Below are 14,222 nucleotides of genomic sequence, written 5' to 3' on the forward strand. Positions count from 1 at the left end.
CGTCCCGCGCTACTTCGCGGGCAGCGCGCGGTGCTTCTCGAAGAGCGCCTGCTGACGGCTGACCAGCGGCACCTGCCGTCCGGCCAGCCACATGCCCAAAGGCCGCGTGGCCGACTCCAGCGGGTCTCCGTTCCACAGCACCACGTCCGCCGTCGCGCCCGGGGCGAGCCGCCCCACCGGCAGCTCGAGCGCGTCCGCGACGTTCGACGTCATCGCCTTGAGCGCCTCGGTGTGCGGCAGGCCCCAGGCCACCGCGTTGCCCGCCTCCTGCGTCAGCGTGCGCACCATACCGGGCTCGCCCAGCACGGAGAACAGCACCTTCACGCCCGCCGCGCCCAGCAGCGCCGACGCGTCCAGCCGGCTGTTGAGCCGGTCGAAGTCCAGGGGCAGGTTCTGCGTGGGCTGCAGGATCACCGGCACCTTCGCGTCCGCCAGCTCCTTCGCCACCAGCCACGCCTCGCTGGCGCCCGCGATGACGAGCTTGAGGTTGTACTCGCGCGCGAGCGTCAGCGCCGCCCGGATGTCCGACGCCTTCTGCGCCACCATCACCACCGGCAGCTTGCCCGCGAGCACCGGCTGCAGCGCCTCCAGGTCCAGGCGGCTCGCGCCCACGTCGCGCATGCGCCGCTGCTCGAAGTCACCCTTGCGCCGGCCGTACTCGCGCGCGTCCGACAGCACCTCGCGCAGCCGCTCCAGCACCAGCGCCCGCGAGCCCGACACCGCGTCCCGCCCGCCGATGCCCAGGTGGATGTGCATCGCCAGCGGCGTGCGTCGAACCGCGCCGTCCGTCGACACGAGCGCGCTCTGTCCCGAGATGAGTCCCCCGTGCTGCACCGTCAGCGCGCTGGTGACGCCGCCCAGCCGCGCCACCGCGAACGCGGCGGACACGGGGTTGACGTCCTCCGCGGACACCAGCGCCGCGCGCACGTCGCGCTTGTTCGCCTCGCCGCGCAGCCCGTCGTCCTGCGTCGACACCTCCGCGCCCACCTCCACCAGTCCGAGCTGCGTGAGCGGATCCACCAGGCCCGGCGTCAGCACGCGGCCCTTGCCGTCCACCGTGCGGCACCCCGAAGGCACCGCGCCGCCCTCGCCCTGCTGGCGCACGCTCGCGACCTTGCCGCCGTCCACCACCACCGTGGCGACCCTCACCCAGGCGGCGCCCGTGAAGGCCGTCACGCCCTGGAACACGGTGCAGGCCTCGGTGCCCAGCGCCAGGGGCTGCGCACACTCGCGCGTCTTCGTCACGTCGCAGCGCTCGGTGAGGCCCAAGTCGGTCAGCGACGGCACCGGCGCGGACGCGGCCACCAGCTTCGCCGGGCCCTGGGCCATCTCGCCCACCTCGAAGTCGCTCGCCTCCACCGCGCCCGAGCCCGCGTCGAACGTCACCACGCCGTCCGCCCACACCCGCTGGGCCCGCGCGTAGACGCTCAGCGGGTGGCCCTTCCACAGCACCACGTCCGCCATCTTCCCCGGCTCCAGCGAGCCGGTGACACCCTCCACGCCCATCACCCACGCGGCGTTCAGCGTCACCCAGCGCAGCGCCTCCTCCTCCGGAATCGGGATGCCCGACTCCCGCGCGCGCCACATCGCCTTGCCGGCCTCCTGGTTCAGCCGCTGGATGCCATAGGCGGAGTCCGAGTGGATGACGGCCTTGCCGCCCGCCTGCGACAGCAGGCCCGCGTTCTCCGGGATGCCGTCCCACGCCTCCAGCTTGAAGCCCCACCAGTCCGCCCACGTCGCCACCGCCACGCCCTTGGCGGCCAGGCTGTCGCGGACCTTGTACGCCTCCAGCGCGTGGTGGAAGGCGCGGATGGTGTAGCCCGCCTCCTGGGCCACCTGGAGCATCACCTCCATCTCGTCCGCGCGGTAGCAGTGGTTCTGCACCAGGATGTTGCCGCGCAGCACCTCCGCGAGCGTCTCCAGCTTCAAATCACGCATCGGCTCCGGACCCGCCTCGTCCGGGCTCTTCTCCTTCTTCTTCGTCCACTCGTCCCGCTTGGCCATGTAGTCGCGGGCCTGGGCGAAGGCCTGTCGGTAGCCGGCCACGTTGGCCATGCGGGTGGCGGGCGCCATGTTGCGCCCCGCGCCGTAGACGCGCCGGGGGTTCTCGCCACACGCCATCTTCAGCGAGTCCTTCGCCCCCGGGAAGCGCACCTCCGCCGCCGAGCGGCCGAAGTGCAGCTTCACCGGGAAGCCCCGGCCGCCAATCAGGTTGGCGCTGCCCGGCAGCACCAGCAGGGACGTGACGCCGCCCGCCGCGGCGCGGCGAAGCCCGGGGTCCTGCGGCCAGAACGAGTGCTCCGCGGAGACCTCCGCCGTCACCGGCGCGGTGGCCTCGTTGCCGTCCGAGTTGGAGAAGGAGTCGGGCGACGCATAGACGCCCAGGTGGCTGTGGGCGTCGATGATGCCCGGGGTGACGTAGAGGCCGGTGCCGTCCACCTCCTCGGCGCCCGGGGGGCTCGTGACCTCGGCGTTGCGTCCCACCGCCGTCAGCTTTCCATCCACCCAGGCCACCGCGCCGTCCTCGATGGCCGGGCCGGAGGCGGGCAGCACCGTGGCGTGGCGCACCACCACCGCGCGCGTCTGCTTCCAGACACGCGTGGCCCCGGGGGGCGCCTCGGCGGGGGTGGTGGGGGTGGGAGCCCGCGGCACGGTGGCGCAGGCGGAGGCCAGCAGCAGGAGCAGGGAGGAGGAGCGCATAGGGGTGGCCCGTCGTATCACGGCCCCCTGGGGCTCCAACCATGCCCGGTCGCCTGGAGGGCGGGCTGAACCCCACCCGACAGGAAGTCACCTCGCGACGAGAAGCCGTCTAGAATCCCCGCCCGGTCATGCCCCCTCTGCCCCCAGCCCCCATCCCCTCGCACACCGTCATCAACGCGCGAGGCCAGGGTGAGCGACTCTCCGCGCAGCAATTCCACCTCGTCCTCCTCGACACCGAGCGCGCTGGCACCGTCTTCCCGCTCGCCAACGAAGCGCTGCGCGTCGGCAAGGCGGCCGACAACGACGTCGTCATCGACCACCCCACGGTGAGCCGCAACCACCTGGTGGTGCGCCGCCAGGGTGACCGCTTCCTCGTCCAGGACCTGGGCTCCACCAACGGCACCTTCCTGGACGGCGCCCAGGTGCGCGAGGCGTACCTGCGGCCCGGCGCGCTGCTCGAGGTGGGCGATGTCCGCCTGCGCTTCAGCCCCCAGCTGGCCCCCGTGCAGGTGGAGCCCACGCTGGAGGACCGGCTGGGAGATCTGGTGGGCCGCAGCCTGCCGATGCGGCAGATCTTCGCCCTGCTCCAGAGAATCGCCCCCACGGACTCGACGCTGCTGCTGGTGGGTGAGACGGGCTCCGGCAAGGGCGCCGCCGCCAAGGCCATCCACAAGTTGAGCCCCCGCGCGCCCGGGCCGCTCGTCGTCTTCGACTGCGCCAGCGTCTCCGACTCCCTCATCGAGAGCGAGCTGTTCGGCCACGAGAAGGGCGCGTTCACCGGCGCCGTCAGCCAGCGCATCGGCTGTCTGGAGCGCGCCAACGGCGGCACGCTGTTCCTCGACGAAATCGACGACCTGGCGCTGGACCTCCAGCCCAAGCTCTTGCGCGCGATTGAGGACCGCGAGTTCCGTCGGCTCGGCGCCTCCACGCCCATCTCGTTCGACGCGCGCATCGTCGTCGCGAGCAAGAAGGACCTCTGGGCCGAGACGCAGGCGGGCCGCTTCCGCGAGGACCTCTACTTCCGCCTCTCCGTGTTCACCGTCAGCCTGCCGCCCTTGAGAGACCGCAAGGAGGACATCCCCCTGCTCGTGGACGCCTTCGCGGGCGAGGGCCTGTGGCTGCGGCTGCCGGAGAAGATTCGCGAGCAGTTCAACGGACACACCTGGCCGGGCAACGTGCGCGAGCTGCGCAACGCGCTCGAGCGCGCGCGGCACATGGTGGACATCCCGGAGCTGGCCGGGGACGCGCTGCTGCGCGAGTTCACCCGCGAGGCCCCCGCCCCCGCCGGCGACTTCCTGCCCGCCGAGTTCACCGGCCCGTTCAAGGTGTGCAAGGACGAGCTCATCCGCGCCTTCGAGCGCGAGTACCTCACGCGCCTGCTGGGCCGCGCCAAGGGCAACATCGCCCGCGCCGCTCGCGAGGCGGAGCTGGACCGCAAGCACCTCTACTCGCTGCTGCACAAGTACGGGCTGGTGCAGAGCGAGGGCGACTGACCTCGTCACCGGGCCGGAGCACACGCGGCGTCGAGCAGCTCCGGCCGGTACTCGAAGTGCATCGTGTCGTAGTGGTACCAGCGGCCTCCCCAGATGAAGCCCTCCGCCTCGAACGCGTCCACGAGGGCCTGGGGGATGGAGTTGCGCCAGCGCACGGGATTGCGGGGCTTCTGCCATTCCCAGTAGTGCGAGCGCGCGACGTTGAGGTCAATGGAGACGCCGTACGCGTGGGCGCTGCGTCGGTTCGTGTTGGCGATGTTGCGCCAGACGAACGTGCCGCCCACGCCCTGGAGATAGGGCTTGAGCGAGGCGTCCTTCGCCACGAGTGACGCCAGCCGGGCGCTGACGCGCTCGAAGGCGGGCGCCACCTTGCGGTTCACCTTCAAGCGCTGACCCAGGAAGTCGATGGGGATGACGTCCACCTGCTCCCGGGCAGCGCCGTAGGTGGCCTCGAACAGCGGCTCGAAGCGGATGCGGCCGGGGTCCTCGTCCTCGCGGGTCACCGGGGTGATGGGCCCCTTTCGATAGGGAATGGACAGCGTGTCCTCCAGGTCCGGGGCCTCCAGCTTGCGGGCGAACGACTTCGTCTGTCCGTCGTCGAACGGGAAGGAGCGTCCGTCGGGCAGCAAGAAGCCCCAGCCCGAGTCGAGTCGCACGGGCGTGAGCGCCGGATACCACCGGGCCAGACACACGAGCGCGGCGGGTGGCGCATCGGCCTCACGGGGCTGTGCGCGCGTCCCGGCGTCGACGGGCTCGGCGGCGTGCACCGGCAGGGACAGGAGCCACGCGACGAAGGCTTTCGATGACAGACGCGGGGAAGGCATCCCCCGCATCCTCGCACCTCCAAGGGCTGGGAAGTGCTGTCCATCGGATGAAGCCGCGAACAAGGTGTGCCGGGGAAAACCGACGTGGCATGGTGCGTCTGCCTTCGCAGTCCTTCCATCCCCCCAGGAGGGTTCACGATGAAGCGTCCGTCTCCCTGGCTCGCCGTGCTGTGCGCCGGTTTCATCTCGATGCACGCGACCGGGTGCTTCGGCAGTTTCAAGCTCACGCAGAAGATCTGGCAGTTCAACAAGAACATCTCGGGCGAGAAGTTCGTGCAGTGGCTGATGTTCCTCGTGCTCGTCATCGTGCCCGTGTACCAACTGGGCTCGCTCATCGACGCGCTCATCATCAACAGCATCGAGTTCTGGAGCGGCAACAACCCCGTGTCCAGCGTGGACGGCGAGGACGACGGCACCCGCGTGGTGCGCCTGAGCCCCACGGACGTGCTGCGCATGTCGCGCGACGCCCAGAGCGGCGTGATGCGACTGGAGCTGGAGCGCGAGGGCCAGGAGCCCGTCATCCGCCACTTCGAGCCGCTGGAGAACGGCATGGCGGTGCGCGACGACGCGGGCGCCCTGCTGGTCCGCGCCGAGGGCGCCGCGGACGGCGCGGTGGCGGTGACGGACGCCGCGGGCCAGACGCTGACGGTGCACGCCAGCGAGGCCCTGGCGCTCGCGCGGCGCATCTACGAGGAGGGCGGCGCCACGGCGCTCGCCCGCCACACCGTGGACCAGGCCCGCGTGTCCCAGGGGCTCGCGCTCAACACCTGCGCGGCGCACTGACGGGGCTCCGCGAGCAGCGCGCCCGGCGGCCCTCCCGCACGCTGACGGAGGGTTCGCGCCAGGCGCTGGCGCGGCGGCGGCGCTCCTCAGGGCCGACGCGCCGACCCCGAGACGCGCGGAGGGTTCGCGCCAGGCGCTGGCGCGGCGGCGGCGCTCCTCGGGGCCGACGCGCCGACCCGAGACGCGCGGAGGGTTCGCGCCAGGCGCTGGCGCGGCGGCGGCGCTCCTCGGGGCCGACGCGCCGACTTGAGACGCGCGAGCGGACCGCGCCCCTCGCGCGAGGCGACGCCCGAGCCTCCGGGCGTCGCCTCCGCCTCGGTCCTACGGAGGCGTGCCCGCGTCGAGCGGCTCGCCCTCTTCCGGCCCGAAGCCCGCGTCGCGCGCCTCGGAGGAGAACGTCCCCTCCAGGCTGCGACCGGCGCCGTAGCCCTCGCCCTTCTTGAAGGACATGGAGAAGTCCCCGCGCGTCTGCTCGCCGGGGTTGCCTCCCGACTCCAGTTGCAGGTCCCCCTTCTCCACCGGCGCGAAGACACGCGCCGGCTCGCCCGCGTTGAGGTGCACCACCGTGGCGCGCGCCACGCCCGACGGCGTCGTGCCCGCCAGGTTCACCTTCGCGCCGGGCCGCAGGTCCAACCCCTCCGTGGACACGGTGAGCCGCACCACCAGGTCCACGTCCAGGTCGTTGTTGCGGAAGTAGCTCACCTGCAGCGCCTCCGCGTTGCGGAGGATCTCCACCCGCGACACCTCGAGCGGGAACAGCTCCGACACGCTGCCGGACAATGAATTGTCCGGACGCGCGCACGCGAGCATCCCCGCGCCCGAGACCACACCCGAGAGCGTCAGCGCCGCGAGGGCGCGGACCGCGCTCCTCATTGCTCCACCGCCAGACGCAGGACACCCTTCTTGGACGGCGCCATCACCGGCAGGCGGTACAGCACCACGCGCTTGCCCGTGGACAGGTACGCGAGCTTTGGAGACCACGCGCCGTCCTCGTCCACCACCGTCTCACGCCAGATGCCGCCGATGCGCGTGCTGATGAGGAGCCGGTCCTCCGTCGGGTTGCAGCCCGTGTCGTTGTTCCCCGACTCCGACGAGCAGAAGTAGTGCGCGATGGAGGGCTCGTGGTTGATGGGGTCGAACGCGAGCGACGGATACCAGCCACCCGTGCCACGGCCGAACACCGGGTCCGGCGTGGACCACTCCCCCTTCGTGTTGCAGCTCGTCGCGGTGGGGCTCGGGCAGTCCAGGTACAGCAGCACGTCGCCACGCGACGAGGAGCCGCGGTTCTGCACGGCGATGCCGAAGCCCTGCTCCGGGTCGAACGCCATGGAGGGCCCCAGCTGCGTGTTGCCGATGCTCTCCGCCGTGGCGACCTCCACCGGAGCGCTCCACGCCACGCCATCCGCGGCGCGCCGCTGGAACACGATTCCGGCGCCCGTCGCCTGCGCGCCCTCCTTCACGTAGTCGTGCACCACCGCCGGCTGCGCGCCCGCCATGATGAGCCCGATGTGTCCGCCGTAGCCCGCCTTGGTGTCACCCGACGCCGCCACCATGCGGAACGCCCAGCTGGACGGGGGACCGCCGCTCGCCAGCTCCAGGTCCGCCGACTCCCAGTCCTGGCGCCCGAAGTTGCCGTTGTGCCCGTCGCGATACGCGATGAGCGCCTGGCTGCCCGAGAACACGATGGACGAGTTGAGCCCCACCAGGAAGCCCACGTCGCTCAGCGGGTTGTTGATGGCCGCCGCGTTGGAGCGCGTGGCGACGATGCTCTCCGTCCACACGCCCGCCGCCGAGCGGTAGGACACCGCCAGGTCGCTCTGCAGCCAGAACGTGGAGCTGTCGCGTCCACCGCCCAGGTACGACACCGCCGGCTGGCCGTTCGCGCCGAAGGCCACCGACACGCCGTACACCCGCTGCACGGTGGCGATCTTCTCCACCGGCCCGAGCACGCCCGCGTCGAACTCGCGGTAGCGCAGGTCGTAGTTCGTCTCGCTCCCCGTCGCCGTCCCGTTGTTCACGAAGTACACCATGCCGATGCGGTCGTTCGGCCCCACCGCCATGGCGATGTTGGAGATGGGATTGAACTCGCTCGGGTCCGCGTCCACCTCCAGCTTGGTGAAGGTCTCCGTCGTTCCCCCGCCGCCATCCGGCCGGCCCGCGTCCGGGTTGTCCGGCTTCGAGTCCTTGCCGCAGCCCATCGCCAGCGCCAATCCCAGTGCCCAGGCATGACGTCTCATCTTGGTCTCCTTGCGTTTCCGGCCGTGCACAACGTTGCGTCGCATCCTAGTTCACCCACGCACCCGAGGGAGCAGACGAGCAGCGCGCATCCAGACACGCGCCAGGCATGCCCCCGCTGGGTTACGCTTCCGCGCCTATGTCCCGTGCGCGTCCTGCTCGTCGGCGCCTGACCCGGCGCTCCTTCATCCAGCGGCTGAGCTTCCTCGGCGGAGGCGTGGTGTTGCTGGGGCCCCTGGCCTGCAAGCGCTCCTCCGAGGAGCCCAAGCCCGCGAAGGACCCCGGCCCGCTGGGCACCACCTCCGGAGGGCGGCAGACGCACACCTTCTCCGCCTTCGAGTTCGCCGTCGTGGCCGCCGCCACCGAGCGCATCCTCCCCAAGGACGAGGACCCGGGCGCGCTCGACGCGGACGTGCCCGTCTACATCGACCGCATCCTCCAGACACCCTCGATGCAGCCCATGCGCGAGGACTTCATGTCGGGACTGGCCGCGCTGGAGCACCGCTCGCAGCGCATGTTCCAGAAGGGCTTCGCGTCGCTCACGCCCGCGCAGCAGGACGAGCTGCTCACGCTCTTCAAGGACAGCCCGCCCAGGAGCGGCGAGGCGCACTTCATGGAGCTGCTCACCGTGCTGACGCTGGAGGGCTTCCTGGGAGACCCGTCCTACGGCGGCAACAAGGGCAAGGTGGGCTGGAGGCTGATGGGCTTCGACACGGTGGGCACCGTGGCGATGGCGCCCCCCGAGGGCTACGACGGCCCGAAGTGCCTGCGCGAGTGCGGGGTTCACAAGTGAGCCTGCCCCCGGTGGATGTCTGCATCATCGGCAGCGGCGCGGGCGGCGCGCCCATGGCGCTGGAGCTGGGCCGCGCGGGCTTCAAGGTGGTGGTGCTGGAGAAGGGGCCGCACTACCGGCCGCAGGACTTCGTCCACGACGAAATCCTCAACAGCCGCCGCAACTTCTTCATGCCGCTGCCCTGGGAGGAGCCGCACCTGGTGCGCAAGGGCGCCCAAGGGAAGTACGAGCGCAGCACCGCGGCGTGGACCGCCAACTGCGTGGGCGGCGGCACCGTGCACATGAGCGGCTTCTTCTACCGCCTCAAGCCGGTGGACTTCCGGCTGCGCACCACGCTGGGCGCGGTGCCGGGCAGCACGCTCGCCGACTGGCCCATCTCCTACGAGGAGCTGGCGCCCTTCTACGACAAGGCCGAGGCGGAGCTGGGCGTGTCCGGACAGGCCGTGCCCCACCCCTTCGCCGAGCCCCGGAGCGGCCCCTTTCCGCTGCCCCCGCTGGACGTGCACCCGGTGGCGTCGGAAATCGACAAGGTCTGCCAGGCCATGGGCTGGCACTCGATTCCCACCGCGCGCGGCATCATCAGCCGCCCGTACAAGGGCCGCGCGCCGTGCGCGTACTGCGCGCTGTGCGGCAGCTACGGCTGCGAGATGGGCGCCAAGAGCGGCACCAACGCCAGCCTCATCCCCGCCGCCGTCGCCACCGGCAACGTCCAGGTGCGCCCCGGCTGCATGGCGCGCACGGTGGAGGTGGACAAGAAGGGGCGCGCCAAGAGCGTCGTCTACCTGGACGCGGACGGCGTGGCCCAGGAGCAGCCCGCCAAGGTCGTCGTCGTGTCCGCCACCGCGGTGGAGAGCGCGCGGCTCCTGCTCAACTCCACGTCCAGGCGCTTCACGCGGGGCCTGGCCAACGGCAACGGCCTGGTGGGGCGGAACCTCATCTTCAGCTCCTTCGGTGAGTCCCAGGCGACGTTCCGGCTGTCGAAGCAGGCGGAAAGGCGCCCGTGGCTCAAGGACCCTGGGCCCTTCGTCAACCGCAGCCTCCAGGACTTCTACCTGATGCCCGACGCGCGCTTCGGCTTCCGCAAGGGCGGCACCCTGGGCTTCATGTGGACGCACCCCAATCCCATCCACGCGGCGTCGGGGCTGGCGGGCAGCGGCGCGTCCGCCGTCTTCGGCAAGGAGCTCAAGGACCGCATGCGCGCGTACCGCGACTCGCGCGTCCTGCTGTTCGAGGTCTACGCGGAGTACCTCCCCACGCAGGGCAGCTACGTGAGCGTGGAGGGCGACGTGAAGGACAAGCACGGCATCCCCGTGGCCGCCATCACCGTGGAGCGCCACCCCATGGACCTGGCGGCGACGCGCTTCCTGGTCGAGCGCGGCGAGGAGGTGCTCTTGCGGCTGGAGCCGGACTCGCTCGAGCGCAAGAGCGTCGCCGGCGAGACGACCATCCTCCAGCACGGCACCTGCCGCTTCGGCGACGACCCGGCCGAGTCCGTGCTGGACCGGAACTGCCGCGCGCACGAGGTGGACAACCTCTACGTCGTGGACGGCAGCTTCATGCCCACCGGCGGCAGCGTGCCCTCCACGCTGACCATCGCCGCCAACAGCTTCCGGGTGGCCAGCCACCTGGTGCGCACGCTGAAGCAAGGCGTCTCCTCCGGCGGCTAGCGATTGCGCAGGGGCGTCACGTCCACCTTCACGGCGTAGCGCGCCTGCATGTCGGACTCGAACTCGATGAGGTGGTCTCCCACGCCGGTGAGCTCCGCCTCGCGCGTGAAGACGCTGAACTTCTCCATCGAGTCGAGCACCGCGCGGCCGTCCGCCGCGGTCCGGATGCGCGCCCGGCAGCCCTCCTCGTGGAAGATGACCACCGTCTCCTCGCCCGCCGCGGTGACCTCATCCAGGTAGAAGCTCACCTTGATGTGAGACGCCTCCGGCACCTGGACGATGAACTGGCTGCGGCCGGGGAAGCGACCCTCCGAATAGCCTTCCTCTCCCAGGATGCAGCCGGCGACGCGGCCACACACGGGCCATGACTCATCACACACATCCTTCACACGCGGACCGATGAAGTCGTCGCGAGTGTCTCCGCATCCCACCGCCAGCAACGTGAGCAGGAATGCACCGACGCTCTGGGCCTTACGACAGAACACTGTTACAACATTCATCATCATCGACCCTCTAGCGAGGAGTGAACGTCCATGCGACTGCACACCCCGTGGCTCCCCATTCTCTTCTTCTCACTCGCCGCCTGCGGCGAAGGCGCCGAGGAAATCCCCAAGGCCCCGCAGCTCATCTCGGACCGCGACGAGATGGCTTTCGACCAGGAGTTCCGCTCCGGAACCTACGTCGGAACCACGGGCTTCAACTCCGTCCAGGTGAAGAACATGGGCGAGGATACGCTGGATGTCTCCAGCATCGCCCTCTCCGGCCCGAATGTCTTCACGATGAAGGTCTCCAAGGACGGCCAGGACCTCAATCCCCAGGAGGCCTTCCAGGTGAAGTCCAAGGAGCGCTTCTTCGTCGAGGTGGCGTTCCGCCCCCGCGAGGCCCAGCAGTATCAGGGCGCGCTGGTCATCAAGTCGAACGCGGCGAACCTCCCCGAGAAGAGCATCACGCTCAACGGGCTGGGCATCGCGCCTCCCTGAGACACGTTGGACGAAGCGATGACGGGCGGCCCTGACCGCCCCATCCACCCTGGCGCCGTGCGGTCGACTGCCCGCCAGGGTTTGCGCCACGAGGCCCTGCCCGCGGCCTCGCGCGAGCGCCCCCGTTGCAATGACTTGCATGCCGACCGCGCCGGCATCCCGACGGCGGACGCGCGAGTCGTTCCGGACGACCCCTTCATGGCCAGACACGGCGTGCTCGCGTGGGGGGAGACCTTGTCCCGGTGGGAGCCGCGCCCGCCGGACACGACAGCCCGGGAGCGCCCACCCGAAGGTGGGCCCCCGCCCCCCACGACGCTCAAGGCTGACGCGTGAAGACACAGCCACCACTCAGCGGAGCCACGCCGCCATCCGGGTCCGTGCCCGCATCCGCGGGTCCCGGGCACTGCGTGGTGACACCGCCATCCCGCGTATAGGATTGCGGGTAGTCCGCGTAGCCGGTGCGCAGCGTGTAGCCCACCTGCTCGTAGGAGTTGCGCTCGGACGCGGAGACATCCACGCGCATCTTCCCGCCGCGCACGAAGCGTCCCTCCAGGCAACCGCAGGCATACGGCGCCAGGGTGACGACGGTGGAGTTGGGCCGCTCCTCCAGCGTGTACAGCGGCTGCAGGGTGCTGGCCGAAGCACCCGCCGGCGTGTGCCAGGCCCTCAGCGCATCCGAGCGGTAGCCCAGCGTGAGCCCCTGGTTGCGGCTGCCCGCGCGCACCACCGCGCAGTTCTCGATGCCCGCGTCCGGCGTCGCCGGGGCGTCGCCGTCACAGAACGTCAAATCCAGCGCGAGCCCGTGCGCGGTGCCACCGTCCGGTGACTTCGCCACCTCCCACTGCACCAGCCACGCGCGGTCCTCCGGCGCGGGCACGGCGGGAAGCGTGAACAGGTACGAGTCCACGTCGGAAGGCACCGCGTCGTAGTCCATGGGGCCGCGCACGCCGCGGCCGTTCACCCGGTCGTCACCGCTGCGCAGCCGGCCGTAGCCGTGGGACAGCCTGCCGGAGACGCTGTACTCCGCGGTGTCCGGCGGCGCGGGGAACGCGGTGGTGGAGGCCATGGCCTTGGTCACCACCTGCTCGACGCCGCCCGAGTAGCGCCCCTGCTCGTCCGCGTCCTCCTCGCGCCACGTCACCACCAGGTCGTAGTCCTTGTCGTCCGCCCAGCCCACGCCGTTGTCCTGGACGTTGAAGAGGTAGCGCTTCTCCCCGGTGAACACCGGCACCGGGATGACGCCCCGGAAGTTGCTCAGGTTCACGAAGCGCGGGTTCTCCGACACCTCCTCGCGCAGCGAGTGCAGGCACATGGGCGCCGGCAAGTCCGTGCGCCGGCAGTAGTCCTGCACCAGCGGGGCGATGTCCGGGTTCTCCCCGTAGCCCTTGGGGCACTCGGTGCTGTCGTTGACGCACGCCGTGCGCCAGTCCTCGATGGTGGCGCCCTTGGACACCAGCGTGAAGACGAGCACCTGACGGTCCGGGATGTCCGGCAGCGGCGGGAAGCGGCCCCCCTCGCTCTTGGGGACCAGGTGGTAGTGCAGCCGCGTGGGCGCGGCGGTGGCGGGCAGCCTCACCTCGTACCAGTCCTCGTCGCCGATGTAGCCCAGGCGCCCCGTGAAGGTCGTCGTCGCGCCCGAGGGAATCGTCGTGGCCAGGTCCTGCGCCGGAGCGGTCAGCCCGCACGCCAGCGCGTCCGCCACCTTGTCGTTGCCCACGACCACGCCGTCCACCACCCGCGAGTCCTGCGCGTCGGCCTCGTCCAGCACCCGGACGTCCACCTGGTAGGCCTGCTGGATGTCACCCGGCGCGGTGTCCCGGTCGCTGATGCCGCGGTAGCCGCGCACCACCAGCATCCACTTGCCGCCGTACTTCGCCTCCTTCACCTTGCGCGCCGTGGCCAGCACGCCGGGGCGCACGCTCGGGCGCACCTGGTCCTCGTCCTCCTTCTCCTCCTTCACGAGGAAGCCGGGACGCAAGAGCTGGTACGACAGCCGCCAGTTGGGCACGAAGCCCTGGTCCGGCGCGGTGAGGCCCACGTAGAGGACCTTCCCCTGTGGCACGTCGAAGGTGAAGCGGTCCACGTCGTTGTCCGTGGCCAGGTAGCCGGTGGCCGTGCCCGTGAGCCCCCCGCCCGCCGACGTCAGCGCCACCGGCGTGGCGGCCGCCATGGCGTCGTTGGGCTCGTTGGTGTCCGGGTTCTCGGTGATTCGCGCCGTCAGCCGGTAGGGGCTGCGCGCATCGAACTTGGGCTGGGAGACGACGTCCGGCGAGTCCTGCACCAGCACCAGCAGCGTCTTGCCCGCCAGGTCCGCGCGCAGGGGCAGCACCATGTCCACCGGCTTGGGCGCGCCCTGGCCGTGCTTGTCGTCCTTCTTCGCGAGCGCCGCCTCCTTGCCGTCCGGCAGCGTCTCCAGCACGGTGAGCGACAGCTGCACCGCGGTGCTGGAGGCCACGTAGACGCCGTTGAGGTTGAGCAGCGTGCGCGCGGTGGTGTTGGCGGGCAGCACGATGCGGTACCAGTCCTGGTCACCCTCGCGCTGCGGGCCCTCCTTCGCCAGGAAGCGCTCCAGCGTCTCACCGGGCTTGAGCTCGCACTCGTCCAGCGTCAGCGCCTCCTCGCGGCTGTTGCAGACATCCACCACCGCCACGGTGCCGGCGTCCTCCTTGTCATCACCCTTGGAGGAGCAGGCGGCGGCGAGGGCGAGCAGCGAGAGCGACAGCAGTCGGGCTTGGGTCTTCATGGCA

The 14,222-nt window shown here is 70.9% G+C and carries 11 protein-coding genes; 5 read left to right on the forward strand and 6 right to left on the reverse strand.

The window, feature by feature from the left end:
* Nucleotides 1-9: 9 nt before the first annotated feature.
* On the reverse strand, nt 10-2,700 hold the full coding sequence (locus tag VZQ01_RS12070) for an amidohydrolase family protein (RefSeq protein WP_426747878.1): 2,691 nt from the start codon (nt 2,698-2,700) through the stop codon (nt 10-12).
* A 128-nt stretch (nt 2,701-2,828) separates the two neighbouring features.
* On the opposite strand from VZQ01_RS12070, the gene VZQ01_RS12075 reads away from it, so the two are divergent.
* Nucleotides 2,829-4,193, forward strand: coding sequence for a sigma 54-interacting transcriptional regulator (locus VZQ01_RS12075; RefSeq protein ID WP_248542174.1), 1,365 nt, complete (start codon nt 2,829-2,831; stop codon nt 4,191-4,193).
* A gap of 5 nt (nt 4,194-4,198) precedes the next feature.
* Here VZQ01_RS12075 and VZQ01_RS12080 read toward each other — a convergent pair whose 3' ends face one another.
* On the reverse strand, nt 4,199-5,017 hold the full coding sequence (locus VZQ01_RS12080; RefSeq protein ID WP_426747879.1) for a M15 family metallopeptidase: 819 nt from the start codon (nt 5,015-5,017) through the stop codon (nt 4,199-4,201).
* Between the two features lie 138 nt (nt 5,018-5,155).
* On the opposite strand from VZQ01_RS12080, the gene VZQ01_RS12085 reads away from it, so the two are divergent.
* On the forward strand, nt 5,156-5,800 hold the full coding sequence (locus tag VZQ01_RS12085) for a DUF3332 domain-containing protein (protein ID WP_248542176.1): 645 nt from the start codon (nt 5,156-5,158) through the stop codon (nt 5,798-5,800).
* Between the two features lie 321 nt (nt 5,801-6,121).
* Here the strand turns inward: VZQ01_RS12085 and VZQ01_RS12090 are convergent, their stop codons facing one another.
* Together VZQ01_RS12090 and VZQ01_RS12095 are read right to left on the reverse strand one after the other, a co-directional pair.
* Entirely contained in the window at nt 6,122-6,673 is a 552-nt protein-coding gene (locus VZQ01_RS12090; protein ID WP_141328779.1) for a hypothetical protein, read from the reverse strand.
* Nucleotides 6,670-8,037, reverse strand: coding sequence for a hypothetical protein (locus VZQ01_RS12095; RefSeq protein ID WP_426747880.1), 1,368 nt, complete (start codon nt 8,035-8,037; stop codon nt 6,670-6,672). Before VZQ01_RS12095 ends, VZQ01_RS12090 begins: the two co-directional genes overlap by 4 nt.
* Nucleotides 8,038-8,174: 137 nt before the next feature.
* On the opposite strand from VZQ01_RS12095, the gene VZQ01_RS12100 reads away from it, so the two are divergent.
* On the forward strand, nt 8,175-8,828 hold the full coding sequence (locus VZQ01_RS12100) for a gluconate 2-dehydrogenase subunit 3 family protein (RefSeq protein WP_426747881.1): 654 nt from the start codon (nt 8,175-8,177) through the stop codon (nt 8,826-8,828).
* Nucleotides 8,825-10,495 (forward strand): GMC family oxidoreductase, encoded by a 1,671-nt coding sequence (locus tag VZQ01_RS12105; RefSeq protein ID WP_223784815.1) that lies wholly within the window; start codon nt 8,825-8,827, stop codon nt 10,493-10,495. The genes VZQ01_RS12100 and VZQ01_RS12105 overlap by 4 nt, the downstream gene beginning before the upstream one ends.
* Here the strand turns inward: VZQ01_RS12105 and VZQ01_RS12110 are convergent.
* Nucleotides 10,492-10,980 (reverse strand): hypothetical protein, encoded by a 489-nt coding sequence (locus VZQ01_RS12110; RefSeq protein ID WP_223746357.1) that lies wholly within the window; start codon nt 10,978-10,980, stop codon nt 10,492-10,494. The two genes, VZQ01_RS12105 and VZQ01_RS12110, sit on opposite strands and share 4 nt — an antisense overlap.
* Nucleotides 10,981-11,028: 48 nt before the next feature.
* Here VZQ01_RS12110 and VZQ01_RS12115 point away from each other — a divergent pair, with 48 nt between their 5' ends.
* A complete protein-coding gene (locus VZQ01_RS12115) occupies nt 11,029-11,475 on the forward strand; it encodes a hypothetical protein (protein ID WP_223746356.1) in 447 nt (148 codons plus the stop codon).
* Nucleotides 11,476-11,791: 316 nt separating this feature from the next.
* Here VZQ01_RS12115 and VZQ01_RS12120 read toward each other — a convergent pair whose 3' ends face one another.
* Nucleotides 11,792-14,218, reverse strand: a complete 2,427-nt coding sequence (locus VZQ01_RS12120) for a hypothetical protein (RefSeq protein ID WP_426747882.1) — start codon at nt 14,216-14,218, stop codon at nt 11,792-11,794.
* Nucleotides 14,219-14,222: the final 4 nt, after the last annotated feature.

Origin of the sequence: Myxococcus faecalis (assembly GCF_050039385.1) — a bacterium.
Lineage (GTDB): Bacteria > Myxococcota > Myxococcia > Myxococcales > Myxococcaceae > Myxococcus > Myxococcus fulvus.

Coding starts and splice junctions, on each gene's coding strand:
- VZQ01_RS12100 (WP_426747881.1), top strand. CDS start 8,175: ATGTCCCGTGCGCGTCCTGCTCGTCGGCGCCTGACCCGGCGCTCCTTC.
- VZQ01_RS12120 (WP_426747882.1), bottom strand. CDS start 14,218: ATGAAGACCCAAGCCCGACTGCTGTCGCTCTCGCTGCTCGCCCTCGCC.
- VZQ01_RS12085 (WP_248542176.1), top strand. CDS start 5,156: ATGAAGCGTCCGTCTCCCTGGCTCGCCGTGCTGTGCGCCGGTTTCATC.
- VZQ01_RS12115 (WP_223746356.1), top strand. CDS start 11,029: ATGCGACTGCACACCCCGTGGCTCCCCATTCTCTTCTTCTCACTCGCC.
- VZQ01_RS12075 (WP_248542174.1), top strand. CDS start 2,829: ATGCCCCCTCTGCCCCCAGCCCCCATCCCCTCGCACACCGTCATCAAC.
- VZQ01_RS12070 (WP_426747878.1), bottom strand. CDS start 2,700: ATGCGCTCCTCCTCCCTGCTCCTGCTGCTGGCCTCCGCCTGCGCCACC.
- VZQ01_RS12090 (WP_141328779.1), bottom strand. CDS start 6,673: ATGAGGAGCGCGGTCCGCGCCCTCGCGGCGCTGACGCTCTCGGGTGTG.
- VZQ01_RS12080 (WP_426747879.1), bottom strand. CDS start 5,017: ATGCCTTCCCCGCGTCTGTCATCGAAAGCCTTCGTCGCGTGGCTCCTG.
- VZQ01_RS12095 (WP_426747880.1), bottom strand. CDS start 8,037: ATGAGACGTCATGCCTGGGCACTGGGATTGGCGCTGGCGATGGGCTGC.